23 protein-coding genes, 3 tRNA genes and 1 other RNA gene are annotated in these 20,176 nt (G+C 46.0%); 21 read left to right on the top strand and 6 right to left on the bottom strand.

The window, feature by feature from the left end; genetic code table 11:
- The 5 genes from G7Y37_RS01875 (at position 1) to G7Y37_RS09180 (ending at position 3,904) form a co-directional block, all read left to right on the top strand.
- Entirely contained in the window at positions 1 to 963 is a 963-nt protein-coding gene (locus G7Y37_RS01875; protein WP_165060903.1) for an NAD(P)-binding domain-containing protein, read from the top strand.
- Positions 964 to 989: 26 nt separating this feature from the next.
- On the top strand, positions 990 to 1,946 hold the full coding sequence (locus G7Y37_RS01870) for a radical SAM protein (RefSeq protein WP_165060900.1): 957 nt from the start codon (positions 990 to 992) through the stop codon (positions 1,944 to 1,946).
- 223 nt (positions 1,947 to 2,169) lie between these two features.
- Positions 2,170 to 2,733: a C40 family peptidase gene (locus G7Y37_RS01865; RefSeq protein ID WP_241155965.1), complete on the top strand. Its 564-nt coding sequence runs from the start codon at positions 2,170 to 2,172 to the stop codon at positions 2,731 to 2,733.
- Positions 2,734 to 2,851: 118 nt separating this feature from the next.
- A tRNA-Thr gene (locus G7Y37_RS01860) sits at positions 2,852 to 2,926 on the top strand.
- Positions 2,927 to 3,679: 753 nt separating this feature from the next.
- Positions 3,680 to 3,904, top strand: a complete 225-nt coding sequence (locus G7Y37_RS09180; protein ID WP_241155959.1) for a type II toxin-antitoxin system HicB family antitoxin — start codon at positions 3,680 to 3,682, stop codon at positions 3,902 to 3,904.
- Positions 3,905 to 4,127: 223 nt separating this feature from the next.
- Here G7Y37_RS09180 and G7Y37_RS01850 read toward each other — a convergent pair whose 3' ends face one another.
- A complete protein-coding gene (locus tag G7Y37_RS01850; RefSeq protein ID WP_165060894.1) occupies positions 4,128 to 4,718 on the bottom strand; it encodes a TetR/AcrR family transcriptional regulator in 591 nt (196 codons plus the stop codon).
- 120 nt (positions 4,719 to 4,838) lie between these two features.
- On the opposite strand from G7Y37_RS01850, the gene G7Y37_RS01845 reads away from it, so the two are divergent.
- The 5 genes from G7Y37_RS01845 to ssrA all read left to right on the top strand — a co-directional run bounded on the left by G7Y37_RS01845 (position 4,839) and on the right by ssrA (position 9,054).
- On the top strand, positions 4,839 to 5,252 hold the full coding sequence (locus tag G7Y37_RS01845) for a hypothetical protein (protein WP_165060891.1): 414 nt from the start codon (positions 4,839 to 4,841) through the stop codon (positions 5,250 to 5,252).
- Between the two features lie 32 nt (positions 5,253 to 5,284).
- The gene (locus G7Y37_RS01840; protein ID WP_165060889.1) at positions 5,285 to 5,905 is read left to right on the top strand and encodes an HXXEE domain-containing protein; all 621 of its coding nucleotides are present in this window, start codon (positions 5,285 to 5,287) and stop codon (positions 5,903 to 5,905) included.
- A gap of 418 nt (positions 5,906 to 6,323) precedes the next feature.
- Entirely contained in the window at positions 6,324 to 7,700 is a 1,377-nt protein-coding gene (locus G7Y37_RS01835) for a putative DNA modification/repair radical SAM protein (RefSeq protein ID WP_165060887.1), read from the top strand.
- Positions 7,697 to 8,530, top strand: a complete 834-nt coding sequence (locus G7Y37_RS01830; RefSeq protein ID WP_165060884.1) for a TIGR03915 family putative DNA repair protein — start codon at positions 7,697 to 7,699, stop codon at positions 8,528 to 8,530. The genes G7Y37_RS01835 and G7Y37_RS01830 overlap by 4 nt, the downstream gene beginning before the upstream one ends.
- A 146-nt stretch (positions 8,531 to 8,676) precedes the next feature.
- Positions 8,677 to 9,054, top strand: a transfer-messenger RNA (tmRNA) gene (gene ssrA / locus G7Y37_RS01825).
- A gap of 272 nt (positions 9,055 to 9,326) precedes the next feature.
- Here ssrA and G7Y37_RS01820 read toward each other — a convergent pair.
- Positions 9,327 to 9,647 (bottom strand): NYN domain-containing protein, encoded by a 321-nt coding sequence (locus G7Y37_RS01820; RefSeq protein ID WP_255463896.1) that lies wholly within the window; start codon positions 9,645 to 9,647, stop codon positions 9,327 to 9,329.
- Between the two features lie 78 nt (positions 9,648 to 9,725).
- Between G7Y37_RS01820 and G7Y37_RS01815 the strand changes: the two genes are divergently transcribed.
- Positions 9,726 to 10,163 (top strand): GNAT family N-acetyltransferase, encoded by a 438-nt coding sequence (locus tag G7Y37_RS01815; protein ID WP_165060880.1) that lies wholly within the window; start codon positions 9,726 to 9,728, stop codon positions 10,161 to 10,163.
- Positions 10,164 to 10,192: 29 nt separating this feature from the next.
- Entirely contained in the window at positions 10,193 to 10,876 is a 684-nt protein-coding gene (pyrE, locus tag G7Y37_RS01810) for an orotate phosphoribosyltransferase (protein WP_165060878.1), read from the top strand.
- Between the two features lie 97 nt (positions 10,877 to 10,973).
- Here the strand turns inward: pyrE and G7Y37_RS01805 are convergent, their stop codons facing one another.
- The 4 genes from G7Y37_RS01805 to G7Y37_RS01790 are packed head-to-tail and all read right to left on the bottom strand — an operon-like array spanning position 10,974 to position 13,715.
- Positions 10,974 to 11,390, bottom strand: a complete 417-nt coding sequence (locus G7Y37_RS01805; RefSeq protein WP_165060876.1) for a hypothetical protein — start codon at positions 11,388 to 11,390, stop codon at positions 10,974 to 10,976.
- Between the two features lie 27 nt (positions 11,391 to 11,417).
- Positions 11,418 to 11,888, bottom strand: coding sequence for an SsrA-binding protein SmpB (smpB, locus tag G7Y37_RS01800; RefSeq protein WP_165060873.1), 471 nt, complete (start codon positions 11,886 to 11,888; stop codon positions 11,418 to 11,420).
- Between the two features lie 10 nt (positions 11,889 to 11,898).
- On the bottom strand, positions 11,899 to 13,425 hold the full coding sequence (locus G7Y37_RS01795; protein WP_165060870.1) for a M42 family metallopeptidase: 1,527 nt from the start codon (positions 13,423 to 13,425) through the stop codon (positions 11,899 to 11,901).
- Between the two features lie 8 nt (positions 13,426 to 13,433).
- On the bottom strand, positions 13,434 to 13,715 hold the full coding sequence (locus G7Y37_RS01790) for a hypothetical protein (RefSeq protein WP_165060868.1): 282 nt from the start codon (positions 13,713 to 13,715) through the stop codon (positions 13,434 to 13,436).
- Between the two features lie 228 nt (positions 13,716 to 13,943).
- On the opposite strand from G7Y37_RS01790, the gene G7Y37_RS01785 reads away from it, so the two are divergent.
- The 9 genes from G7Y37_RS01785 (at position 13,944) to G7Y37_RS01745 (ending at position 20,119) form a co-directional block, all read left to right on the top strand.
- Positions 13,944 to 15,776, top strand: a complete 1,833-nt coding sequence (locus tag G7Y37_RS01785; RefSeq protein ID WP_165060865.1) for a L,D-transpeptidase family protein — start codon at positions 13,944 to 13,946, stop codon at positions 15,774 to 15,776.
- The gene (gene murI, locus G7Y37_RS01780; protein ID WP_165060862.1) at positions 15,773 to 16,657 is read left to right on the top strand and encodes a glutamate racemase; all 885 of its coding nucleotides are present in this window, start codon (positions 15,773 to 15,775) and stop codon (positions 16,655 to 16,657) included. The genes G7Y37_RS01785 and murI overlap by 4 nt, the downstream gene beginning before the upstream one ends.
- A 33-nt stretch (positions 16,658 to 16,690) precedes the next feature.
- On the top strand, positions 16,691 to 17,299 hold the full coding sequence (gene rdgB, locus G7Y37_RS01775; RefSeq protein ID WP_165060859.1) for an RdgB/HAM1 family non-canonical purine NTP pyrophosphatase: 609 nt from the start codon (positions 16,691 to 16,693) through the stop codon (positions 17,297 to 17,299).
- 43 nt (positions 17,300 to 17,342) lie between these two features.
- Positions 17,343 to 17,418, top strand: a tRNA-Arg gene (locus tag G7Y37_RS01770).
- Positions 17,419 to 17,447: 29 nt separating this feature from the next.
- A tRNA-Pro gene (locus tag G7Y37_RS01765) sits at positions 17,448 to 17,524 on the top strand.
- A gap of 94 nt (positions 17,525 to 17,618) precedes the next feature.
- Complete coding sequence (gene thiM / locus G7Y37_RS01760; RefSeq protein WP_165060856.1) at positions 17,619 to 18,461, top strand: hydroxyethylthiazole kinase; 843 nt, start codon at positions 17,619 to 17,621, stop codon at positions 18,459 to 18,461.
- Positions 18,458 to 18,760, top strand: a complete 303-nt coding sequence (locus G7Y37_RS01755) for an MTH1187 family thiamine-binding protein (RefSeq protein WP_165060854.1) — start codon at positions 18,458 to 18,460, stop codon at positions 18,758 to 18,760. The genes thiM and G7Y37_RS01755 overlap by 4 nt, the downstream gene beginning before the upstream one ends.
- Before the next feature lies 1 nt (position 18,761).
- Entirely contained in the window at positions 18,762 to 19,457 is a 696-nt protein-coding gene (locus G7Y37_RS01750; RefSeq protein ID WP_165060851.1) for a thiamine phosphate synthase, read from the top strand.
- Between the two features lie 89 nt (positions 19,458 to 19,546).
- Entirely contained in the window at positions 19,547 to 20,119 is a 573-nt protein-coding gene (locus tag G7Y37_RS01745) for a sugar O-acetyltransferase (protein ID WP_165060848.1), read from the top strand.
- Positions 20,120 to 20,176: the final 57 nt, after the last annotated feature.

Genomic DNA, 20,176 nt, shown 5'->3' with positions numbered 1-20,176 from the left:
GTGGGTGTTTATGCATATAGAGGTTGCGATAATCTTATAGAGGCTATTTCTCCCAGACTGGAAGAGGCTGGATGGCACCGCGAAGGCGAACCCGAATTAGCCGATATGGTAATAACGTATTTCCCCACAATGAACGATTTGGAAGATTTATGCTTTGGCGATAATGGGCTTATGCAGGTTATGAAGCCGGGGTCGATGATAGTTGATCTTAGTTCGGTTACTCCAAATTTTGCGCGCGAAATGAATGCCATAGCTACTTTGTCCGACTTGAAGTTTGTTGAAGCCCCGCTTGTTGTTAAGGATATGACATTGGCGGACGCTTTTGCGCGCGACAATATTTTTTGCTTTGCCTCCGGTGAAGACGGTTGCGTTGTGGAAGCAAAAGATTTGCTGGATGCAATATTTTGCGAAGTAAAAATTGTGGGCGGTGGTGGCGCGGCGCAGTTGATGCGTGCGGCAAATACCTTACAGACAGTGGCTGGTGTTATTTCGGCAATAGAAGCGCATGCGTTATTTATGGCATCGAAAAGGTCGATATCTAGCATTGAGATGGGCGAAATTCAGATTGAGTTTTCCGACTTTGGGGCCCAAGCGATAATACAAGCTATTCGCGATGAGCGCTTCGATAGCTCTTTTACTTGCGAAATGCTTATGGGTGAACTGTCGGCTGCGATAATGGCGGCTGACGATTACGAGCTAATAATGCCTCAGGCAGAATCGGCTATGCATTTATTGGAGTTGCTGGCTGTTATAGGCGGCGCTGATAAAGCCCCTGTGGCATTAGCGCTAGTATATGGCGAAGAGGCGGCGTGTGCTGCTAATGGGCTTGACTGGTCGAGAGCCGAGACGCTATACGCGCAGGAAGATGGCATATATTCAGAAGATGATTACGATGATGCCTTTGACGACTACGACGATAGCGACGATAGCGGTTCGATAGGCTTTGGCTATTCGGTAAACTAGCAGCAGTTTTCACGTATATTAAAAGTATGTCTGAGCAGACTATTCCGCACAATTATTCACACTGTATGCTGTGCCCACGTGCTTGTGGGGTTAATCGGCGGGATGGGCAGCGTGGCGCTTGTGCATCTAGTGCTGTTATGACTGTTGCGCGTGTAGGTTTGCATGCTTGGGAAGAGCCACCTATAAGTGGGAATGTTGGTAGTGGCACCATATTTTTTACGGGATGTTCGCTGGCTTGTTCGTATTGCCAAAACTCTGCGATATCGCATGGTGGGTGTGGACAACAATTCAGTGTGGACATGCTTGTGCAGTCGTGTTTGTCGCTGCAGAAAATGGGTGCTATGAATGTGAATATGGTTACGCCGACGCATTTTGCTCCCAGTGTGCGGCTGGCTATAGGTGTCGCAAAAGATCGGGGGCTGCGACTGCCTGTGGTATGGAACACCAGCGGATACGAAACAGTGGATGCTATACGTGCTAACAGCGGTTATGTAGATGTGTATTTAACAGATTATAAGTATGCAGATTCTAATCTTGCAGCTTCACTTTCTGGGGTAGCCGATTACGCAGATGTTGCGGCGGCGGCAATTGGGGCAATGATAGATCAGGTGGGGGCTCCTACATATGACGAATTTGGGGGCGTTCAGCGGATGGTGTCTGGAGTTGTGGTGCGTCACTTGGTGTTGCCCGGTCATGTAGATGAGTCTATTGAGGTTGTCCGGCGTGTTCATGAGGAATTTGGAGATAGCGTGCGACTGTCGATAATGAATCAGTACACTCCCGTATTGCCCCGCTTGGCGCAGCAAGGAAGCAGTAGGGCTGCTGCGTGTTTGCGGCGTTTTCCAGAACTTGCTAGATGCGTGAGCGATAGTGAATATGAGGCGGTACTAGATTTCGCTGATACAATAGGAATTGAAGATTATTTTTGGCAACAAGGTGCTGCTGCTAGCGAAAGTTTTATTCCCGATTTTTGTTGCGATTAGAGCTATTCTGCGCTGATTTGACAAAAGCCAAATGTGTGCTTAATACAGAAAACCTGCACTCAATTGACTTAAAAAATACACATACGCTGGTATTTTGTGAAGAAAATGTTGCAAACCTGTAGTTGAATTGTAGGAATGTTGGTTCTGAAGGCAATGAAAGGCAATTGCAAGGTAGCCTTATTTGCGCAATTGTAGGCGAGGTTAGGATATCTATTTGTATTTAATGAAAAGGGTTAGGTCCCAATTCATAACGTTTTGCATTCTTCTAGCGCTTCTTCTTACTACTATGTTATATGTGTCTCAGTGGGCGGAATCTCCTCTTGTGCAGTTGGCGTTTGCCGATCCTGTTGCTGCAGCGGACGATAAAGCCAGCGGCGAAAATACGCTAGGAAATATGGTTGGAAGTCAGATTAATGGTGTTGCCGAGACTGCTAAGGTAGAGGCTTTGGTGTCTGTGGCTGAAAACAATATTGGTGCAAGATATGTGCGCGGCGGGCGCACGCCTTCTGGTTTCGATTGTTCTGGTCTTGTGCAATATTGCGCTGGCGAAGCGTTAGGGATTGAGCTTCCGCGCACCAGTTATTCTCAGGCACAATATGGAATAGATGTGCCAATGGATCAACTGCAGCGTGGAGACATTTTGTTTTGGGGTTCGCGCGGCGGTGCGCATCATGTAGGTATTTATGTGGGCGACAACACTTATATACATGCTGCCGGCAGAGGGGAAGGTGTATGTTATTCCACTTTTGATACCTATAAGCCATCGTTTGCTAAGCGAATAATATAGGCGCAGGCTATAGGCGCAGGCGCATTTTAGAGATTTTAGAGATTTCGAAAATTTCTACCGACGAATGTGAAGTGTTATTACCAGTTTCAATTATGTAGGCTATAATACAACCTTGTTTGCCAGCGTGGCTCAACGGTAGAGCAACTGATTTGTAATCAGTGGGTTGCGGGTTCGATTCCTGTCGCTGGCTCCAGAATTTATCGCAGGTCAAGTGAGATTTCTTGCTTGACCTGCTTTGCTTCTGATATTTGCTTCATATGTTCAAATCTGCAGATTGCTGCGATATTCACCTATGAATCCGGCGAAGAAATTGCAGTCACATTTCCCGATCTAGACGTAGCTACCAGCGGATAGACAAACGAAGATGCTCTGCTTTCGGCACGTGAGCTTCTAGGATGTGTGATATAGGCAGAAAAGTGTGTAAGGCTCAGTCGATTGCATATGGATAGGGCGCGCTGTTGTGGAACTCTGACCAAACCAGACCGTGTGTTGCCTTCGTCACTTTTTAGGCGAAAAATGGTCAAAACTTCCGACTTTCCACAGTCTATAATGCTAAATTACGCCAATTACGAATCAAAATGGAATTGAAGAACCTTGTTTGCCCAGTGTTCTCCACAATTCAAGTTAACTATGTGGCGCTATGACCATGGAAAGCTGGAAGTTTTGACCATTTTTCTAACTTTTTTGAACTAGTATGCGGATGAGTTGGATCGTAATCTAGCGTCAACTTTGAGAGAGTTTACCCAAACGCCATCCAACAAACACTTTAAGCTATCTTGCGGAGGTATCGTTTTTCCTAACACTAGAGCCTCTGCATAAGGTACATCTCCACCTCTGCCTTCCTGCTTTTGTGAATCCTTTTTCTTCGTCTTGCCGCCGCAGATTGCACATTTTCTAGTAAACACTGCTCACCCCTGTCCATAACTGACTTTTTCTTAGAAAAAGCTTGCCTGAACAGGGATGTCATGTCAGAATCCTACACACTTTTCTGCCTATATGCCCAAACGAAGATGCTCTGCTTTCGGCACGCGAGCTTCTAGGATGTGTGATATACGGATTGGAAGAAGATGGCGAGGATATTCCCGAACCTACACCTTTAGAGGCTGTGGAAATAGAAGCCAATGATATACGGAAGCTTGATGCCCTGATCGCCTCTTATGTATTATCTTAGGATTGAAGATAGGGAGATTTCTTCTAAGCCATAGCCGTTTTCTTGGGTCGTCCTGCGCTTCTAGAGGTGGAAAGACGCTCGTTAATCGACTTTGTAGTGATGTAAGTGCGACGACCGTTTCTAAAGCCATCTAATAGCCTCGAATCGAGCATGTGCGTGACGCGTCCGGCACTGACGCCTAAATCGCGCAAATTGCGACCCCTCGCCAATCAGGAATCTTAAGCTATTCAGAAGGTTGGAGAAGGTTATTTTTTCCCGTATCTGACACGGCATTTAAACAGGAAAAAGCTAAAGTACGTGCCAACGGCACCAATTCTTCAATGGGCAAGGTCTGCTTGTCTTCATACCAATGACTATAGAAGCCAAGAAGTCCGCTTGTAACGAACTTAGATACATAAGGAAGCTTTTGAGGATTCACCTTTTCTTCCAAGGTGTTTGCAAGGAGCGGCATGAGTACGCTTTTAACACGAGATGTGAAGTACAAGGTGTTTTGCTGGCTAAGGAAAAGACCGATGAGATCCTCATGCTTCACATAGGCATTCATGACAAGATCTGCGAGATCAGCATCTTTGCCTGAGTCAAGTGCATTTTGTGCGGTGGATACCATAGTCTCAATAAGGTTGTCCTCAACAGCGCGTCTTAAATCACCAACATTGTCGAAATATTCATAGAAAGTAGATCGGTTGACGGCAGCTTGTTCTATGACAGCGCGTGCCGTGATCGGATTCTCTGAATCTGTTTTCAAAAGGGTGATGTAGGCATCCATTAACCTTTGTTTTGTTCGGGCTCTTTTTTCGGGATTAGGTTTTGCCATCTGCTCTCCAAAAACCGACATTCTATTGGTTTTTGCTGGTTGATGAATCAGAAGAACCGGCGCATCATATAATCAACCAACACGATGTTGGATTATAGAACATCTTATAAGGAGTCCGCCATGCGAATGTGGATCGCAAAATACAATCTTGAAGTGCTTACCTTTATTGCAGTCACCTTTATCGTTTGCGTTGCTGTATTCATGCCAACGTTGAGCATCATACAGAAGTTCATCATCGGATTCTTGTGGCTTTTCACTATGCATGAGTGGGAGGAAGGGAAATTCCCCGGAGGATTCCTGAACCTCATAGGAGACAATCTTTTGAAGATTAAGGTGACTGATGAGTTGGCAGGACTATCCCGAATCCCTACCATGTGCCTCATCTTGGGATTTACTATCATTCCGTTCTTTTTCGACACCGCGTGGTGGCTCGTTATGCTTCCCGTATGTCTTTCCATCATGGAAGGCATCGTCCATATGATATCCCGTTTCGCCAGTTTCCCAAGATCATGCGTGGTCGTATGCTTGCGCTGATCCGTGGCGAAGCATAGGTTGGGAGTGCAATCATGACTTGGTGGGATCGTAGCAATATCTATATCCTCACTTTTGGTGGTATAGCTGTTCTTATCTACATGATCATCAATTGGGCTGCGCTCACGCCCTTGCAGATTGCCCTTTCATTTTTCATATTCGGAATCACTTTGCATGAATGGGAAGAGACGAGGTTTCCTGGAGGCTTCTACAAGCTGATGACAGGAATGACTGGTGTCAACAATTCAGATCAAGCAAAGATAGAGCGTTCCCATGGGTGTGTGGTTATCGCCATTGTGTTTTTCGCATACATACCGTTTTTCTTCAACGGAGTCCATTGGCTTGCGTTGGTCCCAGCAATCCTCGGGATATTCGAATCATTCATACATATTGCTGGAATCAAGATCCACCATTTGAAGCATTTCTACTCTCCTGGAATGCTTACCGCATTGTTATTCTTGTTGCCTCCTTCTATTTTCATCATCATCTATGCAGCTCCAGGAGTAGGTTGGGAATGGGTGCTGACATTTGTTTATTATTTCACAGTGTTTTTCTGCATGGAACTCGCCGTTTGGGGTGTCTTTGGCATAAAGCCGAAGGATTTTCCGAAAATTGCCAAGCGTGCTCGTGCTTATGTTCTTGGTAAGAAAAGCTAGAGGCATATCAAGCTAATTTTTATAGTGCTTTGATTCGGAAGTCGCCCGAACAAGGAAATCATTGCAGCGCGTCAAGTATTTGAGACTCTTCGAGAGTATTTTTGTCTGCTTCTTGGGTTTGAGATGAGTCTCTGCATCTTGTTCCATTGCTTCATCGTTCTCGCTTCAAAGAATACATATCCATCAGAGTTCGTAGCAACCGTGACCAAAAGCTTCGTCGTGGGTGATATGCATTGCAAGCAAGGTAGGATATTGCCGCTTGTGGATAGGGTAGTGGCTGCGCATGGCGCGAGCATGTGCATGACGAGTCCGGCATCAACCCCTATATCCCTACTTTCGGGTTTTTTCTTGACTGTGTCGAAGCGCTAGGCTAATATACAAACATATATTCGTTAGAACAAATGTTTGTGGTGGTCGTATGGATGTTGTGCAGAAGCTTCAGGTATTGGCGGATGCCGCTAAGTATGATGTTGCGTGCACATCTTCTGGCGTAAATCGTTCGGGAAAAATGGGGCAGCTTGGTTCTACTAGCAATGCGGGGTGCTGTCATAGTTTTACTCCAGATGGGCGCTGCGTAACATTACTAAAAGTGCTTATGACAAATGTATGTATATACGACTGTGCTTACTGCGTGAATCGTTCAAGCAATGCTGAAATACAGCGTGTATGTTTTACCCCGCGTGAATTGGCTGACTTAACTATAGGCTTCTATAGGCGCAACTATATAGAAGGGCTTTTTGTAAGTAGCGGGGTTATAAAAAGCCCAGACGATACAACTGAATTAATGTTGCGCACGTTGCGCATTTTGCGCGAAGAATACAAGTTTCGCGGTTATATACATGCGAAGGCTGTCCCAGGAACTTCACCAGAACTTCTAAATCGTTTGGGTCTTCTGGCTGATAGGCTTTCGGTTAATATGGAGCTTCCGTCTGAGCAAAGTTTGCGTCTTTTGTGCCCGCAGAAAAACAAGACTGACATTCTTTTGCCTATGCGACAAATATCGGAATCCATTGCAGAAGATAGCGAATCGCGCGCTATGGTTCGGAAAAGTAAAACCGTTTATATGTCTACCTCAAGACCCAAACAAGCTACACGTGCATTTGCTCCTGCTGGGCAATCTACTCAAATGATAATTGGCGCTACCCCCGAGAGCGATTATCAAATACTTAACCTTGCGGCTTCGCTGTACAAGAAAATGCAGTTGAAACGAGTTTTCTTTAGTGCGTATTTGCCAGTGGTGCAAGATGTTCGCTTGCCTTCAAACGATGCAGTGCAGCTTAATCGTGAACATAGACTGTATCAGGCAGATTGGCTTTTACGTTTTTATGGTTTTCATGTAGACGAAATAATAGATGAGCAGAATCCGTTTTTGGAAGAGGGGGTAGATCCTAAAGCAAATTGGGCATTGAATCATCTAGATCATTTTCCCATAGAGGTGAATACGTGCGACCGAGAGATGCTTTTGCGTGTGCCGGGCATAGGTGTTAGAGGTGCAAAACTGATAATGCGGGCTAGACGTCAAAGTACTCTTGGGGAATACGAATTGCGAAAGCTGGGCATTGCGTTTAATAGGGCACGCTACTTTATAACTTGCAATGGTACTTATTGCGGGCAAGGGTATGAATATAGTAGAGATTCACTTTTGGCTGCGCTGCAAAAACCTATAGAAGGCGGTCGCCACGGCAGACGCGCTGACCGTGCAATTAAAGGACAGATGAGTTTATTTGAGTCTTTAGCAGAAGTTACAGCGCTTCCCGAGAATAATACGCAAGCACTTATGGGGGCTTCTGCATGAGTGAGGTATATTCATCTACTGTGGAAGTTTTTGATGATGTTGCCTATGTATATGACGGCACGTTAGAGGGTTTGCTGTCTTCTGTGTTTGAGGCTTATATTAATAAGGAAGACCCAGCAGATGTAGTGCCAGCTGGGCTCATTCAGCTAAGATTAGCTCAGCGTATATTCTCGGTTTCTACAAATTGGGAATATGCTGAAAGAGTTCGACGTGGCATAATTCGCAAATGTGGTAGGCGGACGTTTTTTCAAATTGCCAAAGCGTCGGTATCATCTAGGGCAGATGCTGGTGCATCGATATATAGATTTATTCGCTATGCGATGGACGAGCATAAGGGGCGAAGCCAAGCTATATCTAACATATCGCATCCGGCGGTATCGCATTTGTTTGAAATAACTCGAAGCGTAGATAACGAATGCGAACACATAAGGCAATTTGCTCGCTTTGAACATTTGAAAGATGATGGTGTACAGGTATGGTTTGCGAAAGTTAATCCAAAAGATTCTGTTGTGCCGTTAGTGCTAGGTCACTTTGTAGAACGTTTCAATGTGCAGCCATTTATTATATTTGACGAGGTTCATGGTGTGGCAGGTGTATGGGACGGTATCAAGAAGCGCCTTGTTCAAATAGATAGTGCCGATATATTGTCTGTTATGCCAATGCGTTCGGCGACAGAAATAGATATGCAAGAAGCGTGGCGTACTTTTTATAGGTCGGTTTCCATAGATTCTAGATACAATCCCGAATTGCGCAGGCATTTTATGCCTATGCGTTTTTGGAGGAATATAACCGAAATGCAAATTGACGAAACAGGATTAAAGAAAATATAAGGTAGTAGTTATTTGCTTGATTTTGCACTTTGATAATAAGAAATAATTTGTGTTTTTAGTGGGCATGAAGCTGTTACATTTCGAAAACATTTTTATATTTATCTTGACTTCACCTGTGCTCGGCGTAGAATGCAATCCACACATCAGGGGCCGACTGGTTTCGACATGGTAGGTCTGAGATGAGGAGCAAGTCGTGGTCGTCTCGCCACGTTAAATAGGGGCAATGTCAAAGTTAATTGGCAAAACTAACACTTCTAAGGCTGGCTACTATATGCCAGCTGCCATGGCTGCTTAGATTCAGCCATCCGTCGAGCCTGAAACTTCCCCGATTCAGGTAAGACGTCAGATTAGGGGAATGCTCTGTATCACGTAGTCGGTATGGGTGCAGAAAAGATTGAACCGACTAGGGAATCTGACGCTCGTCTGCGAACCGAAGATTCCCGAATATTGAACGCAGACTAAGCTTGTAGAGCCTCATTGGGGATCTAGTATGGACCGGAGTTCGATTCTCCGCGGCTCCACCATAAGAGACAGACGCGAACACCTTCTGAACAGGGGTGTTCGCGTTTCTTTATCTCTTGAATTTCCTCAAGCGTCTTTCGGTTTTTGTCTATATGTCTAGAAATGTCGCGTTGCGAATCGGAAGAGAAGCGTGCATATATCGCATATATCACCGCTGTGGTCATACGACATAACCATTCGTACCCTTGAAAGCACACTTTGACCCATGATAAAATGACATCGTTACGACGGGGTGGACGCGAACGGAGAGATACCTAAGCGAAAGCCCCATTTTTCATTTCGAAATCTTCCTTTTTACATCAGGGTTATCCAAATAGGCTTTATCGCTTTCCGGCAGTCTCTTGTACAGCGACGATGCCCTCTTTTGCGATGGCAGGAGAACCCTCCCGAGTTTACCCTTCTCGCGGATATGCCGCACCGTCCGCCAATAATCGCCATCCCCCGACACAAGAAATATTTTGTCCAAATTTTCAGTTTCGTATAAATCTAGCATCATCTGAAAGACTATATCGGTATCCACATTGCCCTTCTTTGCCGTATGCAGGGCATCCGAATGCGGTCTGTACACGACCTCGTAGCCGAAGCTGTGATACAGGTTGTATCTGCTTTGGGCTTTCTTATAAGATACCTACGCACAGATAGTGTTCGCGTTTCTTTTGAGTGAGTGAGGCATATGGAATTTAAATTGAATGATTTTGCTGGTGCTAAAGAAGTACGTGAGCGCGTATTCATGCAGGAACAAGGCTTCAAGAACGAATTTGATGAAATAGATTCCGATAGGCGATGCATTCATATATGCGCATACGAAAATGACTCTCTTGTAGGATGTTCTCGCATTTTCCCGTCCGAAATGGAACCGAATACAGATACTATTAAAGGGAAGTGGGTATTTGGGAGGCTTGCTGTGCTTCCCGAGTATCGTAAAGGCGGGAGAGGGTCTGAAATACTTGCAGAATCTGAACGAGCTGCTGAAAATGCTGGTGCTACCGAGATACATTTACATGCTCAATGCAGCGCAATGTCGTTTTATGAGCGCAGCGGATATGCAGCATACGGACCCGTTGAATTCGACGAGCATGTAGAGCATCGTTGGATGAGCAAAAAATTGTAAGCTACACGGCGCAAAGACAGGAGATTTTAATGGAAACATATAAACGTGAATTCATAGAATTTATGGTTGAATGCGATGTTCTGAAATTTGGTGATTTCACTCTTAAAAGCGGGCGTAAATCTCCTTTCTTTATGAATGCGGGGGCTTACGTTACTGGAGATCAGCTACATCGCTTGGGATTGTATTATGCGCAAGCCATCAACGATCGCTTCGGCTTAGATTTTGATGTGGTATTTGGACCAGCTTATAAGGGTATTCCGCTGTCTGTTATTACCGCAATGGCAATAAACGAGCTTTACGGAAAGCAAGTGCGTTATTGCAGCAATCGTAAAGAGATAAAAGACCATGGCGATACCGGTGTGCTTTTGGGAAGCAACCTAAAAGATGGCGATCGTGTTCTTATAGTTGAAGATGTAACTACGTCGGGTAAATCTATAGATGAAACATATCCCATTTTGAAGGCTGCAGCAGATGTTCAGGTTGTTGGGCTTATGGTTTCGCTTAATCGCGAAGAGATTGGCAAGGGCGGAACTATTAGTGCTTTAGAAGAGGTTAGCGAAACATATAGTATGCCCACTGCGGCTATAGTTACTATGTCGGAAGTGGTTGATTATTTACTTGATCGGCAGATGGGTAATCGTGTTGTAATAGATGGCGAAATGAAAGCCTCTATTGATGCATATTATGAAAAGTATGGTGCAAAGCGGGCTTAGTTTTATTTAGTGTATTCATGCCGGTTCTACTTGCGTTGTTAATTGCGGTAATGTTAAACGCAATTCGAACCGGCATATTTGGGCAACTTTAGTGACTTTAACGCTTCTTTAGGAAACTAAGTTCTTCCTGTATGTCGCTCAATGTCTCTTTAAGTTCCACCGCCACTTGGGCACCTTCTTTGTAAATGTCATTCATGTCCGCAGTTGCTTCAGCTACACCTTCGCGAGTTATGCCAAGGTCGAAATCATCTTCGCCATTTTCGCTCGACAATTTCGAATCAGATTTTGATTTAGGTTTATCGGTGGATACATCTTCGCTGTCTATAATTTCGTATTCACTCATATCAACATAATAGTATTCCTGTTCATTTCCGGCTTCGTCAATAATTATGAAGCCTATTTCGTTGTCTTCGCCATCGACCAAATAGGCGTATATGTCATCTTCTGCAATTTCCATTTCGAAGACTTCTTCAACAGTTTCTTCAGAGGAATTTACGTCGTTATCTTTTTCCATTGTTTACCCCTAATTCGTGGATGGTTTCTAGTTACGTGAATGATCTTTCAGTGCTCTGTCTATATCTCTTTTCATATCGCGTTCGCGCATGCTTTGCCGCTTGTCGTGAAGTTTTTTGCCGCGCGCCAGTGCCAATTCAACTTTAACAAGACCGTTTTTGTTGAAATATATTTTTAGCGGAACAAGTGCAAAACCTTTTTCTTGGGTCTTACTAGCCAAATAGCGTATCTGCTTTTTATGTAGCAGCAACTTACGCCGCCTATCTGGGTCGACATTGGCTATATTGCCGTTTGCATAAGGCGATATATGGAAATTTGAGAGCCAAGTTTCTCCGCGCCGAATAAGCGCAAAGGCATCTGTTAGCTGGGCGTTATTATCTCGCAACGATCGAACTTCGGTGCCTGTAAGCTCTATGCCGGCTTCGAAAGTTTCCAGTATTTCGTATTCATGAAATGCACGGCGATTTTTGGCGATAGTTTTAGAATCCTGTTTAGCCATTTTTCTCCATCTATAATTCGGGACGCAGCGATTCGTCTTTAGGTTCGCACGCTTCAAGACTTGGGTCTGCGCCGGGGAAGCCCGCCGGTGCACAAGCGCTGGTTTCGTTCATCACTTCGGCATCGCTTGCGTATTCGAACGCTACATTATCAAGGTTACGCGCTATATTTAATGTGCTGTCGCCAGATTCATCAGACAGTTCTGCGACTCGCGCCGCATCCATGGTGGGACCCGGCATAACATTTGTACCCGTAATTTCACGGGTAAGCTTTTTGGTTTCCTCTGCCATGGCGATAAGCTCTTTCATTTCTTCGGTAAATTCTGCTGCACTACGCGCCACATCGTGGAAGCTACTGCTGCTTTGGTCGGGTTCATCTAGCGCATAGCTGTTTTCGCCAGCTTCGCCATCCGTTTCGCTATTTTTACGCATGTCGCAAAACATGTCGTCTACGATATCTAAGCCAATATTGTCTATACCGGGAATGAAGCTTGAATCTCTGTCAAGGTTCATAGTGAAAGTTGTTATAAGTTTTATTGCATTTTGCACATCTTTTAGAGATATAACTTCGGTGGGTGTATGCATATATCGCAAAGGTATTGATATAAGCCCTGTAGGAATGCCGTCTTGCGATATTTGTATAGCACGCGCATCGGTGCCGGTAACAGACGGTTCTGCCTCAATTTGATATGGGATGTTCTTCTCCTTTGCGGCTGCCACTAAGCGCTCGAACACGCAGGGATTAATATTGGGACCGCGCGCTATGACAGGGCCTTTTCCGAGTCGTATATCGCCGTATTTCGATTTGTCTATTCCGGGATAGTCAGTGGCGTGGGTAACATCGAAAGCTAGTGCAATGTCAGGGTTAATTGAATGTGCGCTGGTTATTGCGCCCCGTGTTCCGATTTCTTCTTGCACAGTTATTGCTGCGGTGAAGTCTCCGGAACTGCGACCAAGTTGTAGCAAGTTTTCCATTACTCTGCATGCAATGAATACTCCAACTTTATCATCGAAGCCTCGCGAAACGGCAAGACCATTGCCGTAGCGCTCGAACCCAACGCCATAAGTTATGGCATCGCCTATGCGAATGCGCTGTTTAACTTCTTTGGCGGAAAGCCCTACATCTATTACCAGTTTGTCGAGTGGGGTAACTTGTTTCCTGTCGTCGGCTTCTATTAGATGTATTGGTTTTCTTCCTACAACTCCGCGCACTTTGCCAGAGGATGTGTGCACATCAACGCGCATTCCGGGCAATATTGCTGCATCTACTCCTCCGATAGACGCCACAGAAAGAAAGCCTTCATCGGATATGTAAGTTACCATCAGACCTACTTCATCCATATGCGCTGAAAGCATTAGAGAAGGACCGTTGTCGCGCCCATCTAGTGTTAAGTGGACAGAGCCCATGGTATCGGTGTTTATCCAGTCAGCTGTGTACGCCATGCGCTCGCGAACAATTTCGGCAACATGTTCTTCCGATCCTGTCGGGGAAGGCGTTTCAACCAGTTTTTTCAAGAATTTTATTTGCTTTTTCTTCATTTAGTCTCCTATACGCATCCGCGTTTTGTGTCGGTTTTGCGCCGTCGTGTGGGCTTTCGAAAATCCAGTTCTTGTTGCCCGTTTATTTGTTGCGAGTCGCCTCGTTTGCGGTCTATCTTATAAATGTTCCACGAAAGTGCTGTGTTTCCAAAATCTTCCAACATGTGCATGCGGGCATCGTGTGCGTTTGCTTTTGTTCCTAATCGCGCGCTGCTTTCAAACTCAAAAAGACCGCTTATATGTTCGGCGGCAGAGTTGAGCGATCTATAGTGAGCTATGTATGTTGCCATCTTGCTACTAACGCCATTCCTTTCGAGAAAAATACTGAGATTCATCTTATCATTTGCGCTGCATAATGCATCCTTATAGGTGTTATATGATGGATATGATGGCATGCTGTAAACATGCTGTATAAAACTGTTTTTGAAAAGTAATAAGCCACACACGAAAGAATCACACACCTAGGTTTGTATTTCTGTACAATGAAATAATTGTTGGACCGTGTTCGAAAGTGCATCATGGCTAAGCATTCAAAAGGAAAACATGTTGCGTCGTCTGTGAAGGGCGGAAATGCTGCTGAGCAGGCTTCGGTTTCTGCAGAGATTGCTGATTCGAAAGATGTTGAGGCGGCAAAAGAATCGGGTCTTGCTAGCCAATCTGAGGAACCCAAAAACTCCGAAAAAGTGGAAAACGCTGACGCGCCTGCTGTTGATGCGCCTGAGCAAGCGGTTAAGTCTGGGCAGGTTGTTGAATCTGCGGCTTCGTCCGCTAGCACACCTGCTGACGCGCCTGCTGATGCGCCAGCTGTTGATGCGTCTGCCGGCACACCCGCTGGCACACCTGCTGCCGCGCCTGCTGGCACACCTGCAAACATCTCAGTGTCTTCGCCTGTACAGCCAGACCGTGGTGTGTCACCTTCTTCTGAAGCTGCGCAAGGAAAACGTCACAATTTGCGTACAGCTCTTATAGCTAGCGCATGTGTTGTAGTTGTTCTCGGCGGGCTATATCTTGGTGGGGTGGCGTTGTTCTCAACGCATTTCATGCCAAACACCAATGTGGCAGGAATAGATTTTTCTTTAAAAACACCGCAAGACATGCAAGCTACACTTGATAATACATTGGCAAATCATACATTCAGCGTTGTAGGGAAGGGCTTGAACTTCAAGGTTTCTTCCGAGGATGTTGGGCTGACTTCCGATAATGCTGCCGTTGCGCAAGACATAATAAGCAAAGAAAACCCTTGGATGTGGCCGGTTGAAATTTTCAACCAGCACGACTGCACCGATTCTTTCACGGAGTCAATGCATGCAGATGGGCTTGATGCAGTAGTGTCTTCGCAACTGGAAGTTGTAAATGCCGATGCTGTGCAGCCTACAAATGCCACTATTGCATTCGATGAAGGCGAAAACAAATTTGTTTGTGTTGAAGAGACAAAAGGTACAGCTATAGACGCTGATGCTCTAAAAAATACGATTCTTGAAGGGCTACTACATTTAGAAGACAAAATAACATTAACCGATGCTGTGCTAGTTCAGCCTACTATCTTAGTGGACGATCCTCGCGTGCAGGCTGCTGCCGATCAAGCAAACGAATACGTGAAAGCGGAATTTGATGTTGTGATGTCAGACACTCCTGTAGTCCATGTTGATCCGAAGCTAACATCGCAATGGGTTTCGGTTAGCCCTGAGCTAGAGGTTGGGTTTGATGAAGCTGCCCTTTCCGCATGGGCGGCAGACGTTGCATCTGCTTGCAATACGGTTGGAAGTAAGCGCACATATACACGCCCCGATGGTAAACAGATAACGGTTTCGGGTGGCACCTATGGTTGGAAGATTGACCGAGATGCATTGGTAACACAGGTGACTGAAGCGGTAAAAGCAGGCAGCACTCAGCCGCTGACTGTTCCGGTTTTGCAAAGTGGTACTGGGTTTAATGGTTTGGGTGGTCAAGATTGGGGATCGCGCTATATCGATGTAGATTTGTCAGAGCAATATGCTCGTTTCTACGACAATGGGTCGCTAATTTGGGAGAGCGTTATAGTTTCAGGAAACCCAAATAAGGGTAAATCTACACCTACCGGGGTATATTCGGCAAATCAAAAAGCCAGCCCAACGGTATTGCGCGGGCGCATCCAAAGCGATGGAAAACCAGAATATGAATCGCCTGTGAAATACTGGATGCCATTTATAGGTAACTCGGTAGGATTCCATGATGCGTCGTGGCAATCGGCATACGGCGGTGGGCGCTATCTGACGAATGGTTCGCGCGGTTGCATCAACCTTCCATATAATGCAGCTGAATCGCTTTATGGCATTATAAAAACTGGCGATGTTGTGGTGGTACACGGTTGAGTACAGCGGAATTCAATTATGCCGATGCGCCAATAGGAGTTTTCGATTCCGGGTTTGGTGGACTAACTGTTTTATCCGAGCTTATACGGAAGATGCCCAATGAAGATATTTTGTTTGTGGGCGATTCTGCACGATGTCCATATGGTCCTCGTAATTTGGACGAAGTTCGAGGGTTTGTGCTTCAGATATGCGAGTGGTTATTTCGTCGGGGATGCAAACTGATCATAATAGCTTGCAATACTGCTACGGCTGCTGGTTTGCAGGCGGCGCAGATGCAATTTCCAATTCCCATAATTGGTGTTGTTGAGCCCGGAGCGCGGGCGGCGGCTCATGCTACACGAACGCGAAAGGTGGGTGTAATAGCCACTCAGGGGACGGTAAATTCTGGTGCATATGAGCGAGCCATTCATAATATAGATGCAGGAATAAATATCACTTCGCTTGCCACGCCTTCTTTTGTGGAAATGGTGGAACAGCGCTTTCGCGACAAGGATATTTGTGAGCGATTTGACGGCGAAGTGCCGCAATTGTTTGAAGATGAGACTTATAGGCGTGTTGTTGCGGATGTATTAGCGCCGCTTTGCAATGCGTCTATAGATACGCTTGTTTTGGGGTGCACACATTTTCCGATAATTCGCGATTTGATTGCAGATGTTATGGGTAATAAGACCACTTTGGTTTCTTCTGCTGAAGAGGCTGCGTGCGATGCGCAGGAAATTTTGCGCAGACGGGGAGAAATTGCCAACAACGGTCGCATTCCAAAGCGTAATTTTTACACAACTGGAAACGATGTGCGCGATTTCGAGCGGTTCGGCAGCTTGGTTTTAGGCAGACCTATGATGGGTGCTTGCCATTTGGATTTGCCCGAGTGTACCCATTAGAGTGTACCCATTAAGAAGAAAGGTAAGGGCGCTTTGAAGGTTTTATTAGCAACCAATAACGCGCATAAGGCAGACGAAATACGCAATGCGCTAAACTTTAAGGGTTGGGAATTTGTCACCTTGCGCGAAGCTGGTGTGGAGTCTGACCCTGTAGAGGATGCTGATTCATTTGTGGGTAACGCGCGCATAAAGGCACAGGCTGCACACGTTGCATCTGGGGGAATGTGCGTGTTAGCTGACGACTCCGGACTTGAGGTTGATGCACTTTCGGGGCAGCCCGGCGTTTATTCGTCGCGCTATTCTGGCTTAGATGGCAACGATGCTGCCAATAATGCACTTTTAATGAAAAATTTAGAAGGTATTCCGAATTATTTACGGACAGCCAGATTTGTATGCACGCTTGTTTTTTTAGATGCTGACGGTGCGGAAGTGGTTGCGCACGGTAAAGTGGAAGGTTATATAGGGCAAGAAGCGCGCGGCGAAGACGGTTTTGGATACGATCCGCTTTTTTACCCCATAGAGTTGGGTGGACAGTTGTCGTTTGCCGAAGTGCCACAAGAGCGAAAAAGTAGCATATCTCACAGAGGTCGTGCGCTATGTGAGCTTAAAGATAAGCTAGAGTTGGTTTATAATCGCGCATAGCGGTTTTACTGCACGGCGATTTTCACTGCTGAGAAGTGGAAGAGCGCCCATGGCTCAATGGATAGAGCATCGGACTTCTAATCCGGCGGTTGCAGGTTCGAGTCCTGCTGGGCGCACCACATTTTTGTGGTAGAATGCTTGTCTGGATCGGGACGTGGCGCAGTCTGGTAGCGCGCCTGCTTTGGGAGCAGGATGTCGCAGGTTCGAATCCTGTCGTCCCGACCATCTTTTTCTATCTCAATTAATGTAAGTTCCAAATTGTTCCAATCCGCCCATTAAAGCCGCCTGTTTTGTCAAAAAGAACAACAGGAGGAAAATAATGGTAGATTCCGAAATCGTTCAGCTTATTGCAGCCGCTGTTCGCAGCGTGCGTGAATCAAATCAGCTTGCAGGTTCTGTTACCAATGGGGTAACTATGGATTTTGTTGCGAATGCGCAGCTAGCCGTGGGTGGATCTGCTGCTATGGTTTACCTTCCGGATGAAGCGGAGTTTTTAATAGAGGCTAGTGGGGCTTTCTACATAAATATGGGCACATTAATGCCAATATACGAACAAACTATTCCTGCTGCTACCAAGAAGGCTGCCGAATTGAACAAGCCATGGGTGCTTGACCCTGTAGGAATAGGTATTGGTAGCCTTCGTACAAAGCTGCTTTCCGACATGGCAGGTTGCAAGCCTTCTATTATTCGCGGAAACGCTTCCGAGATAATGGCTCTTGCGGATTTGTGGGGTTTGCTGGACGATTCTTCGGCGCGTGGAAATGTGCGTGGAGTGGATGCTACCGATTCTGTGTCGTCTGCTGCTGAAGCGGCGGTTGCTCTTGCCCGTTGGACAAGGGGTGCGGTTGCAGTATCGGGCGAAGAGGATCTTGTTAGCGATGGTCAGTTGATTGCGCGTAGCTATGGCGGTTCATCGCTGATGGAAAAAGTGACCGGTTTTGGGTGTTCACTTGGTGGTGTTATGGCAGTGTATGCGGCATCTGCTAGCCCTTTTATAGCTGCGCTAGCATCGGTTGCGTTATATAACTTGGCGGGGTTGCGCGCTGCTCAAAAGGCAAGCACGCCCGCCAGTTTCAAGGCTGCTTTTATTGACGAGCTATTTTCTGCGGAAGCAGAAGATGTTGCCGGCAGTCAATTTAGAATAGAGAGGTGTGACGCATGAATGTATTAGTGGCTGTAGCGATAGCGCCCTTCGGCGTTGGAGACGAACTGTCTGAGGAAGTGGCGCAAGCTGTGCGTATTATTCGGCAAAGTGGGCTGCCGTATAGACTAGGTTCAATGTTCACTGAAATAGAGGGTGAATGGGATGAGGTTATGCAAGTTGTGAAGGATGCTACATTCGTGTTAGCGGAAAAGGGCATTCGTACTGAAGTTATTTTGAAAGCCGATTTACGCCCCGGCTTCACAAACACTATAGTTGAGAAAGTTGCTAAGGTTGACAACATACTAGGTGGTGAATAGTGTGGCTAAGCACGTAGATGTTTCAGCATATTTGGTATTAGGTCCCGAGAATACGCGCGCTCGTCCTGTGCCAGACATTGTGGCACAGGCGCTTGACGGTGGTTTCACATGTATACAAATACGTTCAAAAGAATGTTCAGCTAGAGAGTTGATAGAGTGTGCGCAAAAGACCGCTGAAGTTATAGCAGACGCTAGAAAAGCTAATGACGTGGCACTTCTTGTTGATGATAGGCTAGATGTTGTACTGGCGGCACGTGCGCGTGGAATTAATGTTGACGGCATACACGTTGGGCAAAGTGATATTCCGGTTGATATATGTCGGAAGCTTTTGGGTGCGAACTCGATAGTTGGTTTGTCGGCACCCGCTGAAGAAATGATCGAATATGTGAAATCTTCTGAATTGTCTGCGGTAGATTATTTGGGGGTGGGGCCGCTTCATCCGACCGATACAAAGCGCGATTGTGGGATGGATAGCGCTGGTAACATTTTGACTAAAAGCCTTGCTGATATATCGAAACTTGCGACAATAAGCCCTGTGCCCATTGTGGTGGGTGGCGGTGTGAAGTTGGCTGATATTCCTGCGCTGGCGCGTACTGGTGCGGATGGCTTTTTTGTGGTTTCCGCTGTGTGCTCGGCTGATAACCCTTATAAAGCCGCATGTGAACTTGTTAGCGCATGGCGTGCAAACAGTAACTAGAGGCGCGTTGCAAATCTGAAGTGTAGCTGGCGATATGCTATCTTCTAATCTTATACTTGCATAAAGGCAAAGCGAAAGAAAGAAATGTTATGGAGCTTGAAGAATACCTTGACCATTTGAACAGCGGCAAGACGGTAGATGGTGGCTCAAAGATGCATGAATTCATGCATCTGGTCAGCCAAGAAGCCATTCGTATCTGTGCTGATATAAATTCCACCTACCATACACCAGAAGAACTTGCGGCGCTGTTTGGGGATCTGACGGGTCATCCTGTTCCAGAAGGCTTTGCTCTATTTCCGCCGTTTAATGCGGATTGTGGAAAGAATATCCATCTTGGAGAAAATGTGTTTATCAACAGCGGCTGCAAGTTCCAAGATCAGGGCGGCATTTATATCGGAAACCGAGCGCTTATAGGACACAATGTGGTTCTGGCAACGTTGAACCATCCGCTTAATCCTGAAAAACGCTCTAGTCTTGAACCTGCACCTATACATATTGAAGATGATGTCTGGATCGGTTCGGGCGCCATCGTGTTGCCCGGCGTGCGCATCGGGCGCGGATCGGTGGTTGCCGCTGGTGCTGTTGTTACTAAGGACGTGCCCTCTATGGCCGTAGTTGGCGGCATTCCTGCCAAACCCATTAAGAGGATTGCTACCAAATAGATGGCATAGAAGCTTGCTGAATAGTATTTTGAGCTTCCTTTTAACCATACGTATAAG

It is taken from the genome of Adlercreutzia sp. ZJ154 (assembly GCF_011039055.1).
GTDB lineage: Bacteria > Actinomycetota > Coriobacteriia > Coriobacteriales > Eggerthellaceae > Adlercreutzia_A.
Note: the sequence above shows the minus strand (reverse complement) of the source record. Positions and strands in the feature narration are given on the sequence as shown.

Bases quoted from the DNA above. Each gene is read 5' to 3' on its own strand.
- G7Y37_RS01850 (WP_165060894.1), bottom strand. From the start codon at position 4,718: ATGGCAAAACCTAATCCCGAAAAAAGAGCCCGAACAAAACAAAGGTTA.
- G7Y37_RS01835 (WP_165060887.1), top strand. From the start codon at position 6,324: ATGGATGTTGTGCAGAAGCTTCAGGTATTGGCGGATGCCGCTAAGTAT.
- G7Y37_RS01795 (WP_165060870.1), bottom strand. From the start codon at position 13,425: ATGAAGAAAAAGCAAATAAAATTCTTGAAAAAACTGGTTGAAACGCCT.
- G7Y37_RS01755 (WP_165060854.1), top strand. From the start codon at position 18,458: ATGAATGTATTAGTGGCTGTAGCGATAGCGCCCTTCGGCGTTGGAGAC.
- pyrE (WP_165060878.1), top strand. From the start codon at position 10,193: ATGGAAACATATAAACGTGAATTCATAGAATTTATGGTTGAATGCGAT.
- G7Y37_RS01865 (WP_241155965.1), top strand. From the start codon at position 2,170: ATGAAAAGGGTTAGGTCCCAATTCATAACGTTTTGCATTCTTCTAGCG.
- smpB (WP_165060873.1), bottom strand. From the start codon at position 11,888: ATGGCTAAACAGGATTCTAAAACTATCGCCAAAAATCGCCGTGCATTT.
- G7Y37_RS01805 (WP_165060876.1), bottom strand. From the start codon at position 11,390: ATGGAAAAAGATAACGACGTAAATTCCTCTGAAGAAACTGTTGAAGAA.
- G7Y37_RS01785 (WP_165060865.1), top strand. From the start codon at position 13,944: ATGGCTAAGCATTCAAAAGGAAAACATGTTGCGTCGTCTGTGAAGGGC.
- G7Y37_RS01745 (WP_165060848.1), top strand. From the start codon at position 19,547: ATGGAGCTTGAAGAATACCTTGACCATTTGAACAGCGGCAAGACGGTA.
- G7Y37_RS01830 (WP_165060884.1), top strand. From the start codon at position 7,697: ATGAGTGAGGTATATTCATCTACTGTGGAAGTTTTTGATGATGTTGCC.
- thiM (WP_165060856.1), top strand. From the start codon at position 17,619: ATGGTAGATTCCGAAATCGTTCAGCTTATTGCAGCCGCTGTTCGCAGC.
- G7Y37_RS01845 (WP_165060891.1), top strand. From the start codon at position 4,839: ATGCGAATGTGGATCGCAAAATACAATCTTGAAGTGCTTACCTTTATT.
- G7Y37_RS01815 (WP_165060880.1), top strand. From the start codon at position 9,726: ATGGAATTTAAATTGAATGATTTTGCTGGTGCTAAAGAAGTACGTGAG.
- G7Y37_RS01840 (WP_165060889.1), top strand. From the start codon at position 5,285: ATGACTTGGTGGGATCGTAGCAATATCTATATCCTCACTTTTGGTGGT.
- G7Y37_RS01790 (WP_165060868.1), bottom strand. From the start codon at position 13,715: ATGGCAACATACATAGCTCACTATAGATCGCTCAACTCTGCCGCCGAA.
- G7Y37_RS01870 (WP_165060900.1), top strand. From the start codon at position 990: ATGTCTGAGCAGACTATTCCGCACAATTATTCACACTGTATGCTGTGC.